The organism is Micromonospora sp. NBRC 110037 (assembly GCF_001652995.1).
Classification (GTDB): Bacteria; Actinomycetota; Actinomycetes; order Mycobacteriales; family Micromonosporaceae; genus Micromonospora; species Micromonospora chalcea.
In genome coordinates, this window is the sequence record NZ_BBVA01000002.1 from 1,382,208 (window position 1) to 1,398,580 (window position 16,373).

Annotated in this window: 14 protein-coding genes; 11 read left to right on the forward strand and 3 right to left on the reverse strand. The window is 74.9% G+C overall.

The window, feature by feature from the left end:
* Positions 1-41: 41 nt before the first annotated feature.
* Together A4R25_RS05240 and A4R25_RS05245 are read left to right on the forward strand one after the other, a co-directional pair.
* Positions 42-1,001, forward strand: a complete 960-nt coding sequence (locus tag A4R25_RS05240; RefSeq protein WP_064445800.1) for a hypothetical protein — start codon at positions 42-44, stop codon at positions 999-1,001.
* A gap of 4 nt (positions 1,002-1,005) precedes the next feature.
* Entirely contained in the window at positions 1,006-2,616 is a 1,611-nt protein-coding gene (locus A4R25_RS05245; protein ID WP_064445801.1) for an asparagine synthetase B, read from the forward strand.
* 6 nt (positions 2,617-2,622) lie between these two features.
* Here A4R25_RS05245 and A4R25_RS05250 read toward each other — a convergent pair whose 3' ends face one another.
* Positions 2,623-3,498, reverse strand: a complete 876-nt coding sequence (locus A4R25_RS05250) for a transglutaminase domain-containing protein (RefSeq protein ID WP_064445802.1) — start codon at positions 3,496-3,498, stop codon at positions 2,623-2,625.
* A 123-nt stretch (positions 3,499-3,621) separates the two neighbouring features.
* Between A4R25_RS05250 and A4R25_RS05255 the strand changes: the two genes are divergently transcribed.
* Complete coding sequence (locus tag A4R25_RS05255) at positions 3,622-4,095, forward strand: DUF1203 domain-containing protein (protein ID WP_064445803.1); 474 nt, start codon at positions 3,622-3,624, stop codon at positions 4,093-4,095.
* Between the two features lie 48 nt (positions 4,096-4,143).
* Positions 4,144-5,136, forward strand: coding sequence for a carcinine hydrolase/isopenicillin-N N-acyltransferase family protein (locus A4R25_RS05260; RefSeq protein WP_064445804.1), 993 nt, complete (start codon positions 4,144-4,146; stop codon positions 5,134-5,136).
* 104 nt (positions 5,137-5,240) lie between these two features.
* On the opposite strand, the gene A4R25_RS05265 is transcribed toward A4R25_RS05260, so the two are convergent.
* Positions 5,241-6,683, reverse strand: coding sequence for an LVIVD repeat-containing protein (locus A4R25_RS05265; protein WP_369799352.1), 1,443 nt, complete (start codon positions 6,681-6,683; stop codon positions 5,241-5,243).
* A gap of 147 nt (positions 6,684-6,830) precedes the next feature.
* Between A4R25_RS05265 and A4R25_RS05270 the strand changes: the two genes are divergently transcribed.
* The 5 genes from A4R25_RS05270 to A4R25_RS05290 all read left to right on the forward strand — a co-directional run bounded on the left by A4R25_RS05270 (position 6,831) and on the right by A4R25_RS05290 (position 12,927).
* A complete protein-coding gene (locus A4R25_RS05270) occupies positions 6,831-7,523 on the forward strand; it encodes a DUF305 domain-containing protein (RefSeq protein ID WP_064445805.1) in 693 nt (230 codons plus the stop codon).
* Positions 7,524-7,662: 139 nt separating this feature from the next.
* A complete protein-coding gene (locus A4R25_RS05275; RefSeq protein WP_373887991.1) occupies positions 7,663-8,865 on the forward strand; it encodes a sensor histidine kinase in 1,203 nt (400 codons plus the stop codon).
* Positions 8,862-9,527, forward strand: a complete 666-nt coding sequence (locus A4R25_RS05280) for a response regulator transcription factor (protein ID WP_043323707.1) — start codon at positions 8,862-8,864, stop codon at positions 9,525-9,527. Before A4R25_RS05275 ends, A4R25_RS05280 begins: the two co-directional genes overlap by 4 nt.
* Positions 9,528-9,727: 200 nt before the next feature.
* Positions 9,728-10,441, forward strand: a complete 714-nt coding sequence (locus A4R25_RS05285; RefSeq protein ID WP_064446477.1) for an ABC transporter ATP-binding protein — start codon at positions 9,728-9,730, stop codon at positions 10,439-10,441.
* Between the two features lie 5 nt (positions 10,442-10,446).
* On the forward strand, positions 10,447-12,927 hold the full coding sequence (locus A4R25_RS05290; RefSeq protein ID WP_064445807.1) for an ABC transporter permease: 2,481 nt from the start codon (positions 10,447-10,449) through the stop codon (positions 12,925-12,927).
* A 62-nt stretch (positions 12,928-12,989) separates the two neighbouring features.
* Here A4R25_RS05290 and A4R25_RS05295 read toward each other — a convergent pair whose 3' ends face one another.
* Positions 12,990-14,369: a serine/threonine-protein kinase gene (locus A4R25_RS05295; protein WP_082930917.1), complete on the reverse strand. Its 1,380-nt coding sequence runs from the start codon at positions 14,367-14,369 to the stop codon at positions 12,990-12,992.
* Positions 14,370-14,865: 496 nt separating this feature from the next.
* Between A4R25_RS05295 and A4R25_RS05300 the strand changes: the two genes are divergently transcribed.
* Together A4R25_RS05300 and A4R25_RS05305 are read left to right on the forward strand one after the other, a co-directional pair.
* Positions 14,866-15,501: an RNA polymerase sigma factor gene (locus tag A4R25_RS05300; RefSeq protein ID WP_064446479.1), complete on the forward strand. Its 636-nt coding sequence runs from the start codon at positions 14,866-14,868 to the stop codon at positions 15,499-15,501.
* A gap of 16 nt (positions 15,502-15,517) precedes the next feature.
* Positions 15,518-16,249, forward strand: a complete 732-nt coding sequence (locus A4R25_RS05305) for a hypothetical protein (protein WP_064445808.1) — start codon at positions 15,518-15,520, stop codon at positions 16,247-16,249.
* The last annotated feature ends 124 nt before the right edge of the window (positions 16,250-16,373 follow it).

A 16,373-nucleotide genomic window follows, 5' to 3' on the forward strand; every position in this document is an offset into this window, starting at 1 on the left:
GCCCAATCACGCCGTGTCCCGACCGAGAGGGGACGGAGACCATGCGAGTGCCCAGCCGCAGCCCCGGTCGCCAGCCCGGTCCCGCCGCCGCACCCACCGCTCCCGCCCGCCGGGTGCCCGCAGCCGGCCGGCGCGGCGACGCCGTCCCGGACCTGTCCGCGTACCGGGCGGCGGTGGCGGACCTCCTGGTCGAGGTGGGCGCGCTCGCCGACGCGCCGTCGGCCACCGCCCGCCAGGTGCTGCTCGACCAGCGGCTGCGCGAACCCGCCATCGCCGCCGTCCTCGACGCCACGCCCCAGGGGCTGATCGGGGCCCGGGAGACGCTGCTGCTGGAGATGGCCCGCTACCAGCCAAACGCGCGCAGCTCGGCGCAGGACCTCACCGCGCTGGTGCGGATCTACCTGCTCTCCCGCGTCGACGTGCTCTGGTGGCGGGACGCCCCGACGTTCCTCACCGACGACCAGGTCCGCACCAGCGCCGAACTCGTCGACCTGGAGTGGCTGCGCCGGCGCGGGCTGATCGAGTTCCGCTATCAGGAGCAGCCCGCCACGGTCGTGGGCCGGGGCCTGCGCGCGGCGCGCCGCCGGTTGCTTCCGGCCGCTACCCCGCGTACCGCCGGTCTGCTGTTCCGCCGGGCCCGCCGCGAGATGATCGCGTTCCTCAACGACCTGGCCCGGGAGTTCGCGGCCGTCGCGCCGGACGGCACGCCGCCGCTCTGGGTGACCAGCCTGGCCCGCAGCGCCGAGCACCAGTACCGGCTGCGCCGCCTGGGGTACGCCGCGATGGTGCCCAGCGGGCACTGCCTCGGCTGGGCCGCCGATGTCGAGCTGGAATGGTACGAGCGCTTCGGCGCCCGTTCGGCCCTCGCCGGGTTGCTCCTGGCCCGCCAGGACGCCGGCGAGGTGAACGTGGTCGACGAGGGACAGGCCTGGCACGTGTGTCTCGCCCCGGACGCCCGCCGCCGCTACCGGCGGGCGTACGAGGCCGAGATGGGGGTGTGACCCGGTGTGCGGCATCGCGCTGAGCATCGGCCCCGAGGCCGACCCGGCCACGTTCCGCCGGATGCTCACCGCGCTCGCGTCGCGCGGTGAGGTCACCGAGACCCGCCAGGAGAACGGCCTGCTCGCCGGCGTACGGCGCCTGAAGATCGTGGACCGGGAACGGTCCGTCCAGCCGTGGATGTCGCCGGACGAGCGGCACCTGCTCTGCTACAACGGCGAGATCTTCAACCACCACGAGCTGCGCGCCGAGCTGACCCGGCTCGGGCACGAGTTCCGCACCACCGGCGACACCGAGGTCGTGCTGACCGCGTTCCGCCAGTGGGGCGAGAACGCCGTGCGCCGGCTGCGCGGGGAGTACGCGTTCGTGATCGTCGAGCGGGACAGCGGGCGGGCGTACCTGGCCCGGGACCCGCTCGGGGTCAAGCCGCTGTACTGGTCCCGCCTGCCCGGCTGCCTGCACCTCGCCTCCGAGGTCAAGGCGCTCGTCGGGCACGGCGCGCCGATCGGCGAGGTGGCGCCCGGGCACCACGGCTGGGTCGAGCCCGGCGAACCGGTCCGGCCGCGCCCGCACGTCGACCTGCTCACCCTCGGCGACGGCCTGCCGGTGATCGACGACCCGGACGAGGCGGCCCTGCTGGTCCGCGTCGCGCTCACCGACGCGATGCGGGCCCGGCTGGACACCGACCTCACCGTCGGCGTGGTGCTCTCCGGCGGCCTGGACAGCTCGCTGGCGCTGCTGCACGCCCGCGAACTGCACCCGGACTGCGTGGCGGTCACCATCGGCGTGCCGGAGAGCCCGGACGTCGCGTACGCCCGGCGGCTCGCCGCCGACCTCGGCGTGCCGCACGAGGTGATCGAGCTGCGCCCCCGCGACATCCGGCTGGCCGACGTGCGTGAGGCGATCCGGGTCTCCGAGCTGACCGAGTACGGCGACATCATCAACGCTGTCGTCTCGGTGCCGATCTTCCGGCGGTTGCGCGAGCTGGGCGTACGGGTGGTGCTCACCGGCGACGGCTCCGACGAGCTGTTCGGCGGCTATCCGATGTACCACCAGGTCGGGCCGGAGCGGTCCCGCCGGCTGTTCCTGCACAAGATCCGCAACCTGTGCCGGACCGAGCTGCAACGGGTGGACCGGGCCAGCATGGCGCACGGGGTGGAGGCCCGGGTGCCGTTCCTCGACCTCAGCGTCGTCGAGCTGGCCATGCGGCTGCCGCTGGACCTCAAGCTGCGCGACGGGCAGGAGAAGTGGATCGTCCGGCAGGCCTTCGCCGACCTGCTGCCCGGCTACGTCCGGCAGCGGCCGAAGAACCCGATGTCGTACTCGTCGGGCCTGCACGAGCGGGCGCGCCTCTACAAGCCGCTGTTCGCCCGGCTGCACCGCTCCTTCGGCTACGACCTGCTGGAACCGGTCCGCCGGGACTTCGACAGCGTGCTCACCCGCTGCGGCAACGACCTCGACCGGGCCATCGCCGAGGGCATGGCCCGGCCCGACTACACCGTGCTGGAACACGCCCGGGACCTGGTCGGCGCGGCCCGGTGGAACGCCGCGCCGATGGTCCGGCGGCTGGTCAACCCGCGCCGCACCCGAGGCGACGAGGCGCCCCTGCCCGGGTGAGCCCGGTCAGCGTCGCAGGTCCACGTCGGCGGCCACGCCGGAGACCGGGTCCATGCAGTGCACTGTCGGGCCCGGACGCAGCCGGGCGTCCGAGGCGTACCGCCGGGCCAGCTCCCGCCCGGCGGCGGCGTCGCCGCGGTCGGCGGCCACCAGCAGTGCGGCGACCTCGTCGACGAGCGTGAGGTCGGCGCCGGTCAGGTCCTCGGTCATCGCCCCGAACCCGTCCCAGAGCAGCACCTCGTCCTTGTGCCGGTGGGCCAGCTCCAGCAGCACGTAGTCGTGGATGAACCAGTCGCCCCGGATCGGCAGCGACGGGTCCACGCCGTAGGTGTCCGGGTCGAGCCGGCCCGCCCGGTACGCCAGCCACACCCGGGCCGCCGACTCGAAGTGCCCGGCCTCCGGGTCGATGTCGTAGCCGTCGAACGGCCGGTCGCCGGCCGGGTCCAGCTCGGGGTCGGACCAGACCCAGCGCTCGCCGTCCCACCACTCGGCGAGCACGTGGTCGTGGTGCCAGCCGGGCACGAAGTAGCTCGCGAACCCGACCCGGCTGCGGGCCGGGACGCCGTGCTGGCGCAGCGCCGCGACGGTGAGCAGCGTGTGGTCCCGGCAGCACCCGGCGACCCGCTCGGCGGCCGGGCGCTCGGCGGCCAGCGGCAGCGGGAACCGCGACTGGTCGGCGTCGAGGATGCGGTCCAGCCAGCGCAGATTCACCTCGGCCCGGCGGACGTCCGGCAGCTCCACCCCGCCGGCCCGGTAGTGGATGATCACGTTGCGGGCGGTCGCCGCGACGGTGGGCAGGTCAGCCGGCACGGCGTCGAGCAGCGCCGCGTGGTGGCGGGGATCGCTGTACGGGGAGTGGGTCCGGTAGTCGTCAACGTCCATCCGGCCATTGTCGGCGCGGGACGCGGCCGGCGGGTGCCCGCTCGGCGCGCAATCTCGCGGCACCCGGAATGCCAGGTCCGATCACCGCCAGCGCCGCGGTCCGGGCCGCGCCAGGCTGGGACCGTGACGACCACCCGTACCGCGTTCCGGATCCGCCCGCTGCCCGCGGGGACGCTCGCCGAGCTGCGCCGCACCGGCCGCGACGCCACCGGGCAGCCGCCCGAGCACCGGCGCGCCACCGGCGGCGAGCCGCTGCGCTGCTGCCTGCGCGACGCCCGGCCGGACGAAACGCTGCTGCTGTTCGGGTACGCCCCGCCGCTGCCGCCGAGCCCGTACCGCGAGGTGGGACCGGTGTTCGCGCACGCCGCCGAATGCGCCGGCCCGCACGACGTGACGGCGTACCCGGTCCAGTGGCGCGGACGGGAGCAGGTGCTACGCGCGTACGACAGCCGGGGCCGCATCGTGGGCGGACGGCGACACGACGGCGGCGACCCGGAGGCGGTGGTCGCGGAGCTGTTCGCCGACCCGGCGGTGGACCTGCTGCACAGCCGCAACGTCGTGTACGGCTGCTGGATGTTCGCCGTCGCGCGGAGTTGACCGGGTCCCGGATGGACATCGGCGGACGCCTCTTCTAGCGTCGCTGTCATGCGGAGGACCCTCATCGCCGGCGGGCTCGCGTTGCTCCTGCTCGGCACGGCCTGCGGGGAGAGCCGCCGGTCCGACCCGCCGGCCGCGGCCGGCTCGCCCACCGCCTCGCGGCAGGACCCGGGCCAGGTCGAACGGACGCTGGCCAGCCTCCGCAAGATCGACGACCTGCCGATGTACGAGATGACGTACGACGGCGACTACGACCCGACCGCCGGGCTGGCCGGGTCGACGCCGCCGAGCCCGTTCGGCTGCTCGTTGTTCGCCGCGCTCGGCGACCGGGACCAGCCGGTGTTCGCCCGCAACTTCGACTGGGAGCCGAACCCCGCGCTGGTGCTGCGCACCGACCCGCCGGACGGGTACGCCTCGATCTCGCTGGTCGACATCTCCTACCTGGGCGTGGCCGCCGACCCGACGGGGGACCGGCGGCTGCTGGACGCGCCGCTGCTGCCGTTCGACGGCATGAACGAGCGGGGTCTCGCGGTCGGGCTGGCCGCCGACGACGGGGCGCGCGCCGAGCCGGTGCCCGGACTGCCGAAGGTGGGCTCGGTGCGCATCCTGCGCCTGGTGCTCGACTCGGCCGCGACCGTGGACGAGGCGGTCGCCGTGTTCAAGCGCTACAACCTGGACTTCGACGGCGGGCCGCCGCTGCACTACCTGCTGGCCGACGCCACCGGCACGTCGGCGGTGGTGGAGTTCGTCGACGGGAAGATGACTGTGGACCGGCGCAGCGGCCCGTGGCAGGCGCTGACGAACGTGCCGGCCGTCGGTGTGCCGGACCGGGAACTGCGCCAGGACCGCAGGTACGGGGTGCTGGCGAAGGAACTGGACCGTGCCGGTGGGGTGGTCGACACGGCCGGGGCGCTGCGGCTGCTGAACGCGGTACGCCAGTCGCACACCCGCTGGTCGGTCACGTACGGGCTGCGCAGCGGCGAGGTGCGGGTGGTCACGGCCGGTGGCGGCACCCGTGACTACCGCCTGCCGATGAGCTGATCCGGGCCGGGTGGACCGCTCCGGCCGAGGTCGTCGGCGCTGACAACGCACCGGGCCCGGCGGCCCCCGCGAGGGGAGCGCCGGGCCCGGGACGGGTCAGCGGGTCACCAGCTCAGGTAGCCCGCCTGGGTCTGCACGTTCAGCTCGGGAACCAGCAGGAACTGCGCCAGCCAGGTACGCGGGTCACGCAGCTCCAGCACGTCCAGTCCCTTCTGGATGTCGCTCGAGTAGATGTGGCCGTTGTACCAGTACGCCGACCAGGACCCGCCGGTACGCAGCTGCGTGGCGTCCAGCGGACCGCGCTCCCAGTAGGCGATCTCGGTCGGCTTGCGGGAGTTGGTGAAGTCCCACACCGAGATGCCGCCCTGGTACCACGCCTGCACCATGATGTCGCGGCCGGGCACCGGGATCAGCGAGCCGTTGTGGGCCACGCAGTTCTCGGTGTCGGCGTTGACGCGCGGGATCTTGTAGTAGCTGCGGAATTCCAGCTTGCGGGCGTTGCCGCGGCCGGTGATGTCGTAGATGGCGTCCGCGCCACGGTTCGGGCCGACCACCTCGTTGCAGGTGGCCGCGCCGCCGCCGCCCAGCTCGTCGGTGAAGACGACCTTGGTGCCGGAGTTGTTGAACGTGGCCGAGTGCCAGAACGCGAAGTTCTCGGCGTCGGTCACCCGCTCGATCACCCGGGGCGCCTCACGGTCCTTGATGTCCAGCAGGATGCCGTCACCCATGCACGCGCCGGCGGCCAGGTCCTTCGCCGGGTACGCGGTGATGTCGTGGCAGCCGGTGGTGGCCGACGACTGACCGGGGATGCCCGGGTAGCCGCCGTCCGGGAACAGGTTCGGCGTGGCCACCACGGAGGCGGTGGTGGGGTTCTTCACCGGCACCTTGACGATGGAGATGGAGTCGTGCGGCGGCTGGCAGTCCGGGAAGTCGGCGCGCGGGCTGTACGACGAGACGTACAGGTAGACGTTGCGCTTGTCCTTGCCGGGCACGAGCGTGTGGGTGTGCGAGCCGCACGCCGTCTCGACCGACTTGATGTAGCGCGGGTTGCGCTTGTCGCGGATGTCGAAGATCTTGATGCCCTCCCAGGACTCCTTCACCGACGCCGGCTGGCTGGTGCTGGCGCAGGAGTCGTCGCTGCGCGAGGAGTCGGTGGACAGGAAGAGCAGGTCGCCGTGGACCGAGATGTCGTTCTGCGAGCCCGGGCAGAGCACCTGCGACACGATTGTCGGGCGGCTCGGCCGGAGGATGTCGTAGATGACGAACCCGTCGTAGTTGCCGACGAACGCGTACCGCCCCTGGAAGGCGATGTCGGTGCCGAGGGCGGCGGTGGTGTCGAACGGCGCCTGCTTCGGCAGGTTGGCCACCTGCCGCAGGTTGGGGCTGCTGGAGATCTCGTCGACACCGGGGACGGCGCTGTCCACGGTGGCCGGCGCGGCCTGGGCGCGGGGGATCTCCTGGGCGCTGCTCGGCGGCGCGGCGACCACGCCGGCGAGCAGCAGGCCGGCGGCGGCGAGGCTGATGATGCGGGTGCGGGACGTGCGGATGCTGATCACCGGCAACACCCTTCGAAAGGGGATGATGATTGGCCAAACCTTACCGATTGGAGACCATCATCAATGTGACCCCGGTCACACTGGGGAACTTTTATCTATGTATAGGATCGCCTTCACCTTGACCGGAGGAGGCGTCGTATGACCAGCCGGCAGGCGCGCGTGTGGGTGGGCGTCACAGCGCTCGTCATGCTCGTGGTGATCGGCGGGCTGGCGCTCGCCGGGCGCGACGACACCCGGCCCGAGGCGGCGGGCGACGCCGCGACGGGCGCGCCGAGCCCGAGCGTCACCACGTCGGCGCCGCCGCTGCTGGTCCCCGGCCGCCCGGGGGAGTCGGCCGCCACCGGTGCTCCCGAGCAGGTGCGGGCAGCGTCGACGCCCCGGTTCAACAGCCTCGACGTCTGGTACGTCCGGATGATGATCCCGCACCACGAGCAGGCGCTGGAGATGGCGACGCTCGCCCCCGACCGGGCCGCCGATCCCCGCATCCGCGCCGTGGCCGAGCGGATCCGCGCTGCCCAGGGGCCGGAGGTCGGCCTGCTGCGTGCCTGGCTCAGCACCCGCGACCTGCCCGCCGACGTGCCGGGGCACGACCACGGCAGCATGCGCGGGATGCAGTCCGCCGAGGCGATGCGGCAGCTCGCCGACGCAAGGGGCGCGGCGTTCGACCGGATGTTCGTGCGGATGATGACCGATCACCACCAGGGCGCGATCGTGATGTCCACCGACCTGCTGAAGGTCGGCGCCGACCAGGCCATGCAGGAGTTCGCCACCGGCGTGGCCGTCGAGCAGTCCGCCGAGATCACCCGCATGCGAGCCCTCCTGTCCTCCTGACCCCCGCACCCCACCCCACCTCGCGGTGATCATGAGGTTGGCGGCGACAAATCGGACGACGACGCCCGTCAACCTCATGATCATCGCGAGGTGGGGTGGCGGGAGAGGGGTGGGGAGAGCGGGCCTAGGCTGGGGAATCGTGGCTCGCCTCATCCTCGGCCGTCCGCTGCGCGGCATCGCCTTCGACACCGCCGTCTGCGGGCTGGTCGTGTTCTTCGCCGTCTCCGCGTACGTCGCCGGCCAGATCGGCGTACCCGCGTTCGCGGTCGGGCTGGCGGCGGCGGTGGCGGTGTTCTTCCGGCGTGCCCACCCGACGGCGGTCGCCGCCGCGGTGGCCGCGCTCGCGCTGGTCCAGGTGATCGCCGGCTGGGGTCCGCTCGCCTACGACATCGCCGTGCTGATCGCCCTCTACAGCGTGGTCAAGTACGCCGACCGGCTCCGCGACGGCATCGTGGCCGGGGTCGTCGCCGTGCTCGGCGGGGTGCTCGCCGCGCTCCAGACGCCGGGCGCCGGGCCCTGGTGGATGGGCGCGTTCTTCTACGCCCTGATCGTCGGCGCGGTCTGGCTGGCCGGGCTGAACCTGCGGACCCGCCGGCTCTACGTGCTCAGCCTGGAGGACCGGGCCGCGACGCTGGAACGGGAACGGGAGGCGCAGGCGCGGGCCGCGGTCGCCGAGGAGCGCACCCGGATCGCCCGCGAGCTGCACGACGTGGTCGCCCACAGCATGGCCGTGATGATCGTGCAGGCGGACGGGGTGCGGTTCACGCTCGACCGGGATCCGGCCACCGCCCGCGAGGCGGCCAAGGTGGTGGCGGACACCGGCCGGGCGGCGCTGGAGGAGATGCGGCGCCTGGTCGGCGTACTGCGGGAACCCACAGCGACGCAGCCGGACCCGGCGGACGGGCCCGCGCACCGCCGGCCCGCGCTGGTGGAGCTGCCCGCGTTGCTCGACCGGTTCCGCGCCGCCGGGCTGCGGGTCGCCTGCGGCGGCGCCGGCGCGCCGCCGCCGCTGCCCCCCGGCCTGGAGCTGACCGTCTACCGGGTGGTGCAGGAGAGCCTGACCAACACGCTCAAGCACGCGGGCGTCGGCGCGTCGGTGGAGCTGACGCTGGACTGGAGCGCCGACGCCGTCGTGATCCGCGCCGTGGACGACGGGCGCGGCCGTCCGGTCGACGGCCCGGCGCCGTCCGGCGGTCACGGCCTGGTCGGCATGCGGGAACGGGTCGGGGTGTACGACGGCAGCCTCGCCGCCGGACCCACACTTGCCGGTGGCTGGCGGGTGCGGGCGCGGCTGCCGCTGGCCCCGGCGGCCGGCACCGGGGAAGGGAGCGCGGCGGCGTGACGGTACGGGTGATGATCGTCGACGACCAGGCGCTGGTACGCGCCGGGTTCCGGATGGTGCTCGACTCCCAGCCCGACCTGGCGGTGGTCGCCGAGGCCATCGACGGCGCGGACGCGCTGCGGGTGCTGGACCGGGTCGCCGTCGACGTGGTGGTGATGGACCTGCGCATGCCGACCATGGACGGGGTGGAGGCGACCCGGCGGATCTGCGCCCGGCGCGACGACGGGCGCCCCCGCGTGCTGGCGCTGACCACGTTCGACACGGAGGCCGACGCGTTCGCCGCGCTGCGCGCCGGGGCGAGCGGGTTCCTGCTCAAGAACGTGCCGCCGGAGGAGCTCATGGCCGCGATCCGGGTGGTCGCCCAGGGCGACTCGGTGGTGGCCCCGTCGATCACCCGGCGGCTGCTCGACCGGTTCGCCGGGCAGCTCGGCCCCGCGCCGGCCGCCGATCCCCGGCTGGCCCAGCTCACCGAGCGGGAACGGGAGGTGCTGCTGCTGGTGGCGCAGGGGCTCTCCAACGCCGAGATCGCCGCCCGGGTGCACGTCGCGGAGGCGACGGTGAAGACCCACGTCGGCCGCATCCTGGCCAAGCTCCAGCTGCGCGACCGGGTCCAGGCGGTCGTCCTGGCGTACGAGAGCGGCCTGATCACGCCCGGCGGCTGACCCGGCGTACGCCTCAGGTCGTACGGGTTTCCCCGGTGGGGGACGACCTCCGTCGCATCGAGGTCGAGCGCGCAGGTGGAGATCAACCAGGTGGTGCCGCCCCTAGCGTCGGAACTGTCAGAAAGACCGTGTCCGACAGGAGCACCTCAGTGTCCGCACCACCGACCACCGGCGTCACCCTCGCCGCCCGCGCGCTGCGCATGGAGTACGGCGCCGGGCAGTCCCGCGTCGTCGCGCTCGACGGCGTCGACCTCGACCTGGCCGCCGCCCGGTTCACCGCCGTCATGGGCCCGTCCGGCTCCGGCAAGTCCACTCTGCTGCACTGCCTCGCCGGCCTCGACCGGCCGACCGCCGGGGCGGTACACATCGGTGACGCCGACCTGACGCGCCTGGACGACCGGCGGCTCACCCGGCTGCGCCGGGACCGGATCGGCTTCGTCTTCCAGAAGTTCAACCTGCTGCCCACGCTCACCGCGCAGGAGAACATCGTCCTGCCGCTGGCGATCGCCGGCCGTCGCCCGGACCCGGCGTGGCTGGGGCAGGTGGTGGCGGCGGTGGGCCTGACCGACCGCCTCGGGCACCGCCCGGCGGAGCTGTCCGGCGGGCAGCAGCAGCGCGTCGCGGTGGCCCGCGCGCTGATCACCCGACCCTGGGTGATCTTCGCCGACGAGCCGACCGGCAACCTCGACTCGCGCTCCGGCGCCGAGGTGCTGCGGCTGCTGCGCGAGGCGGTGGACATGCTCGGTCAGACCGTCGTCATGGTCACCCACGACCCGGCCGCCGCCGCGTACGCCGACCGGGTGGTCTTCCTCGCCGACGGCCGGCTGGTCGACGAGCTGCACGCGCCCACGGTCGGCGCGGTCCGGGACGCGCTCAGCCGGCTCGACCCGGCCGTGACGCCGGCAGGGCGGTGAGCGGGATGCTGCGCCTGACCCTGCGCCAGGTCCGCGCCGACGGCCTGCGCCTGCTGCTGTCCTCGCTGGCGATCGTGCTCGGCGTCGCGTTCGTCGCCGGCACGCTGATGTTCATCGACGGCATGCGCGCCGGGGCGTACGAGCGGGCCGGTGAGTTCGACAGACACACCGACCTGGCCGCGTACGCCGAGACCGACCCGCTGCCCCCGGCGCTCGTGGACCGGGTACGCGCCCTCGACGGGGTGGCCGCCGCCGCGGGCGAGCTGACCGGCTCCGCCGGGGTGGTGGGCGCCGACGGCCGTCCCGTGCTCGGGTACGCGGTGCTCGCCGCCGTCCCCACCGAGGCGGCCCTGCAGTCCTACGACGTGGTGGCCGGGCGGCTGCCGCAGCGCCCCGGCGAGGTGGTGCTCGACGACGAGACCGTCGCCGAGGAGCGCTTCACCGTCGGCGGCCCGGTGTCGATCGGCGGACGCGACGGCGCGGCCCGGCCGTACACGCTTGTCGGCGCCGTCGACGTGGACGGCAGCTCCCGCGACGTCGGCGGCCCCTACATCGGGCTGACCGGCCCGGACGCGCTGGCCGTCAGCGGCGAGAAGGGTTACGGCCGGATCATGGTGGCGGCCCGTCCCGGGGTGGACACGGCGGCGCTGGCCGACCGGATCCGCGCCGTGGTGGGACCGGACGTGACGGTCCGGGACCGCGACGCCATCCTCGACGCGGCGGTCGACGACGCGGTACGCGACCTGCGGCAGTTCGGCATGCTGCTGGGCACGTTCGCCGCCGTCGCGGTGGTGGTGGCCGGCTTCGTGATCGCCAACACCTTCGCCATCGTGCTCGCCCAGCGCTCCCGGCGTACCGCGCTGCTGCGGCTGGTCGGCGCCACCCGGGGGCAGATCTACCGGGCCACGCTGTCCGAGGCGGCGGTGACCGGCCTGCTCGCCTCCGTCGTGGGGGTGCTGGCCGGCGCGGCGGTGGCCGGTGGCCTCGGCGTGCTGCTCGCCGGCACCGGCGCGCCGCTGGGCGGCGGGCTCACCCTGACCCCGCGTACGCTGCTGCTGTCGCTGGGGCTGGGGACGCTGCTCACCGTGGCGTCGGCGGCGCTGCCGGCCTGGCAGGGCACCCGGGTCGCCCCGGTGGCCGCGCTCACCGACGCGGCGGTCAACCCGGTCCGTCCGGCCGGGCGGATCCGGCTGGCGGTCGGCGCGCTGGCGCTCGCCGCCGGTGTGGCGGCGCTGGCCGGCGCCGGTGCCACCGGCCAGGTGGTGCTGGTCGCGGCCGGCGGGTTGCTGGCCTTCGGCGGCATCGTGGCGTTCGGCCCGGTGCTGGTGCCGGCGCTGGTACGGGTGCTCGGCGGGCCGTTCCGCGCGGCGTTCGGCGCCACCGGCGGGCTGGCCGTGTCGAACGCGGTGCGCAACCCGCGCCGGGTCGCCGCCACCGCGACGGCGATGGTGATCGGCATCGGGCTGGTCTCCGCCTTCGTGGTCGGCGCGGCGAGCGTCAAGTCCGGCATCGAACGCGCGGTGGACGCCCGGATCGGCGTGGACTTCCTGGTCACCGGCATCGGCGGGGACCTGCCGGCCACCGTTGCCGGCGACCTGGCCGCCCGCCCGGAGCTGGGTGTGGTGCACGAGCAGCGCAGCCGGGTGGTCGGCGACGTGCAGCTGCGCGCCGCGCACCCGGCGCTGGTCCGGCGCACGCTGTCCGCCGTCGACGCCGGTGACCCGGCCGGCCTGGGCCCGGGGGCGGTGCTGGTGCACCGCGAGCTGGCCGCGACCAGGGGCTGGACGGCCGGTTCCACGATCACGCTCGCCGGGCGGCCGTTCCGGGTCGCCGCGGTGGTGGCCGACGAGGAGCCGGTCCTGGCCGGGAGCCCGGTGCCCCCAGGGCACCTGGTGGACGTGCTGGACGCCGACTTCACCGCCATGTTCCCGACCGTGCGCGGTTACCTGGCCGAGGTGGATCCGGCCGCCGGGGTGAGCGTCGACGAGGCCCGGACCGCTGTCGAGTCGGTGCTGGCGCGCTACCCGACGGTGAACGTGATGGACCAGGCCGCGTACAAGAAGATGCTCACCGGCACCGTCGACCTGGTGCTGGGGTTCGTCACCGCGCTGCTCGGCCTCGCCGTGGTGATCTCACTCGTGGGGGTCGCCAACACGCTCAGCCTGTCCGTGGTGGAACGCACCCGGGAGACGGCGGTGCTGCGCGCGGTCGGACTGAGCCGGGCCGGGATGCGGGGTGTGCTGGCGGTCGAGGCGGTGCTCACCGCGCTCGTCGGCACGCTGCTCGGCATCGCGCTCGGCACCGGGGCGGCCGCCGGGGCGATGGCAGTGGTGGCCCGCATCGGCGGGGACTTCACGCTCGTCCTGCCCTGGGCGCGGATCGGGCTGATCGTCGCGGTGGCGGTGGTGGCCGCGCTGCTCGCCTCGGTCCTGCCGGCCCGCCGGGCGCTGTCCCGGCCGGTGGTGGCGTCGCTCGGCGCGGACTGAGCACCACCGCCCGGACACGCCACGAGCCGGCTCCGCCGCGGGCGGGGCCGGCTCGTCGTGGGTCAGGGCTCGGTGGCCGGCTGCCCGCCGGCTTCACCGCCCCCTTCGGTCGGCGGCGTGCTCGGTGGGGTCGACGTTGGCGTGACCGGTTCCGTCGTCGCCGGCGTGCTGGGCGGCGTGGTGGTCGGCGCGCCGGTGGGCGCCGGCTCCTCGCTGACGCTCGGCTGCGCCGACGGGACCGTCGAGGCGCTCGGCGTCACCGACGGCGTGGCCGACGGCCGGCCGCCCGGGCCGACCGGCCGGTAGGTGTAGTCGTCGCCGGCCGTCGGCTCGTCGACGACCGGCTCCGCGGCCGGGTCGCTCGGCGCCACCGCGGGCGCCGTCTTGTCGATCTTCGTGGCGGGTTCGGCGGTGTCGTTCGCGGCGGCCACCAGCGCGCCCAACGCGCCCATCGCCACCAGCACCGCGCCCAGCGCCCCGACGAGCGTGCCGCGCCGGCCCCGCCGCCGCGACGTCGCCACCGCGGCGCCCGGCCGGACCGCCGGCTGATCGTCGCGGGACCGCGCCGGGCCCGCCGCGCCGCGCAGCGCCATCGTCGCGGTCGGCGAGTCGGTACGGGCGGCCCGCGCCGCGTCGGCCATCGCCGCGGCGCTCGGGTAGCGGTCGGCCGGGTCCTTGGCCAGCGCCCGGGACACCAGCTCGCGCACCGACGCCGGGATCTCCGCCGGCAGCTCCGGCGGCTCGTCGTCGAGATGGCGTACGGCCACCTGCAGCGGGTTGTCACCGGTGAACGGCGGGCTGCCGGTGAGGCAGCAGTACGCGACCGCGCCGAGCGCGTACACGTCGGTGGCGCCCGAGACCGGCCGGCCGGCGGCCTGCTCCGGCGCCATGTAGAGGGCGGTGCCGGGCACCGCGTTGGTGCTGGTGATGCTCGTGACGTTGGTCGAGCGGGCCACCCCGAAGTCGACGAGCACCACGGTGCCGTCGTCCTGCACCAGCAGATTGCTCGGCTTCACGTCGCGGTGCACGATGCCGCGCCCGTGCGCCGCGTGCAGCGCCTGCGCCACCTGGGCCACGATCGACATGGTCTCGGCGACCTCGAGGCACCCCGCGTCCTCGATCCGCCGCGACAGCGGCTCACCGGCGACGAACTCCATCACCAGGTAGTCGGCCCGGCCGCCGCTGGGCAGCTCGTCCTCGCCGCAGTCGAAGACCTGGACCACGCCGGGGTGGCGCAGCGAGGCCATGATCCGCGCCTCGGAACGGAAACGGGCGATGAAGTCGGGGTCGGACACCAGGGCGGGAAGGAGCACCTTCACCGCGACCGGACGACCGAGGACCAGGTCGGTGGCACGCCAGACGTCGCCCATGCCGCCGGTGGCGACACGGTCTTCCAGGCGGTACCGACCGCTGAGTACGACGTCTGAGGACAGCACCCCCATACCGTACCCACAGCGGGCGCGAAGTATTTCCCGCGATCTCGGCGCGGGATCGAAAGCCTTCAGCGGGGCGTTCCAGCAGCCGGGACGCTGATCGGCGCACCGTGACCGGACCGGCACGATCGGCCAGAATGTGACAGCACGTCGCTGTCCGCCCGCGGGGCCCGGCACGATCGGTTGCGCCGGGGAGCGTCGATTCCGTACGTTGCGTTACCTCGACACGCCGGTGACGGGCGTAGACATTTCTCTCTCTTCCTCCGGCCCTGGCGTCTTGCCGGAGCGCCCCGCGTTCCCAGGCGTCGGCCCGGCTCCCGGCCGCCCCGAGCCGTCGGTACCGTATGTCCGCCGACGCCCGTGCCGCGCGGCAGTGTCCATGGCTCATCGCACCCGTGTGCGAGTGTCAGATCAACTCACCGGGGGGCGGGGTGCGGATGGCGGTGTGGCCACTGGCTCCTCGGCGTGCCCGGTGCCCGCACGCGACCCGGTCCGGACGGCGACCGTGACGGCCGAGTTGAACGAGGCGGTCGCCGCGGCGCAGGCCGGCGACGAGGAGGCGTTCCGGTTCCTCTACCGCAGCCTGCAGCCCGCCCTGCTGCGCTACCTGACCGCTCTCGTCGGCGCCGACGCCGAGGACGTGGCCTCCGAGGCATGGCTCCAGATCTCCCGCGACCTGCCCTCCTTCACCGGTGGCGAGTTCCGCGCCTGGGCGGTCACGATCGCCCGCAACCGGGCCATGGACCATCTGCGCCGGCAGCGGCGGCGTCCGTCGGTACCGGTGCCGGTGCAGGCGCTCAACGACCTGGCCGCCGACGCGGACACCGCCGACCGGGCCGGCGAGGCCATCGCCACCGAGAGCGCGCTGGCCCTGATCCGTACGCTGCCGCCGGCCGAGGCGGAGGCGGTGATGCTGCGGGCCGTCATCGGCCTCGACGCGGAGACCGCCGGGCGGGTGCTGGGACGGCGGGCCGGAGCCGTGCGCACCGCGGCGCACCGGGGCCTTCGCCGGCTGGCTGCCATGCTGGAGCGCTCGGCGGCGGACACTGCCCCGGACGGCTCCCGGGGCGCCCTCGCGCCGCGTCCCCGTACCGACCGCCAGGTGCCGCACGCGCCCGAGGCCGAGCCGGCGGAGGGCTGACGTGAGGAGAGACGGCATGCACCCTCGCCGGTCCGGCGGGCCCGCCGACCGGGCGGAATCCGATCGTCTGCTCGACGCCGCGCGCGCCGGGTCGCCACCGGGGCCGCAGACCGACCCGCTGACCCGGCTGCTGTCGGCCGCGGCCGGCCCGGCCACCGCCGGTGAGATCGCCGGCGAGGACCGGGCGGTCGCCGCCTTCCGGGCCGCCCGCGCCGCGCCCGCGCCGGGGCCCGTGCCCGCGGTCCGGCCGCGCCGGCGCCTGCGGATCGCCGCCGCGCTGTCCGGGCTGGCCGCCACCGCGGTCGCCGGGGTGGCCTTCGCCGCCGTACGCCTGGACCGCCACCCGGACCCGGTGATCCCGCCGGCGCCGGCCACCAGCGGCCCGGGCGTCACCGGCCCCACCGCCACCGGGCCGTCGCGGCCGGCGCCGAGCACACCGGCCGGCGAGGCGTCGGGCGCGGCGTCCCGGCCGGCCCGCGACGTGACGCCGACGCCGACGCCGACGCCGAGCGTCCCGGCCGCGCCGCCCGCGCCCCCGGCGGGGAACAACCGGATCGTCGCCCACTGCCGCGCCTACCTGGTCAAGTCGGAGCGGCAGCGGGAGAAGGCGCTGACCAGGCCCGGCTTCGCCGACCTGGTGGCCGCCGCCGGCGGCCCCGAGCAGGTGGAGAGCTACTGCCGGAATCTGGTGGGGGAGCCTTCGGGGACCCCGCCAGCCGAAGACGACGACCAGGACGAGGACGACTGAGCGCGGGGGGCGCAATCAGATTCCGGACAAAAATTCATCTCTCCGGGCAAGCGGATCACGTCTGCTAGACAGAGGATGGTGTGACGGCGTCCCGCGCCGAACGGGCCGGGCGCGTCGCGGCACC

Excerpts from the sequence above, each read along its gene's own strand:
- A4R25_RS05240 (WP_064445800.1), top strand. The coding sequence starts at position 42 with ATGCGAGTGCCCAGCCGCAGCCCCGGTCGCCAGCCCGGTCCCGCCGCC.
- A4R25_RS05250 (WP_064445802.1), bottom strand. The coding sequence starts at position 3,498 with ATGGACGTTGACGACTACCGGACCCACTCCCCGTACAGCGATCCCCGC.
- A4R25_RS05260 (WP_064445804.1), top strand. The coding sequence starts at position 4,144 with ATGCGGAGGACCCTCATCGCCGGCGGGCTCGCGTTGCTCCTGCTCGGC.
- A4R25_RS05270 (WP_064445805.1), top strand. The coding sequence starts at position 6,831 with ATGACCAGCCGGCAGGCGCGCGTGTGGGTGGGCGTCACAGCGCTCGTC.
- A4R25_RS05285 (WP_064446477.1), top strand. The coding sequence starts at position 9,728 with ATGGAGTACGGCGCCGGGCAGTCCCGCGTCGTCGCGCTCGACGGCGTC.
- A4R25_RS05290 (WP_064445807.1), top strand. The coding sequence starts at position 10,447 with ATGCTGCGCCTGACCCTGCGCCAGGTCCGCGCCGACGGCCTGCGCCTG.
- A4R25_RS05295 (WP_082930917.1), bottom strand. The coding sequence starts at position 14,369 with ATGGGGGTGCTGTCCTCAGACGTCGTACTCAGCGGTCGGTACCGCCTG.
- A4R25_RS05305 (WP_064445808.1), top strand. The coding sequence starts at position 15,518 with ATGCACCCTCGCCGGTCCGGCGGGCCCGCCGACCGGGCGGAATCCGAT.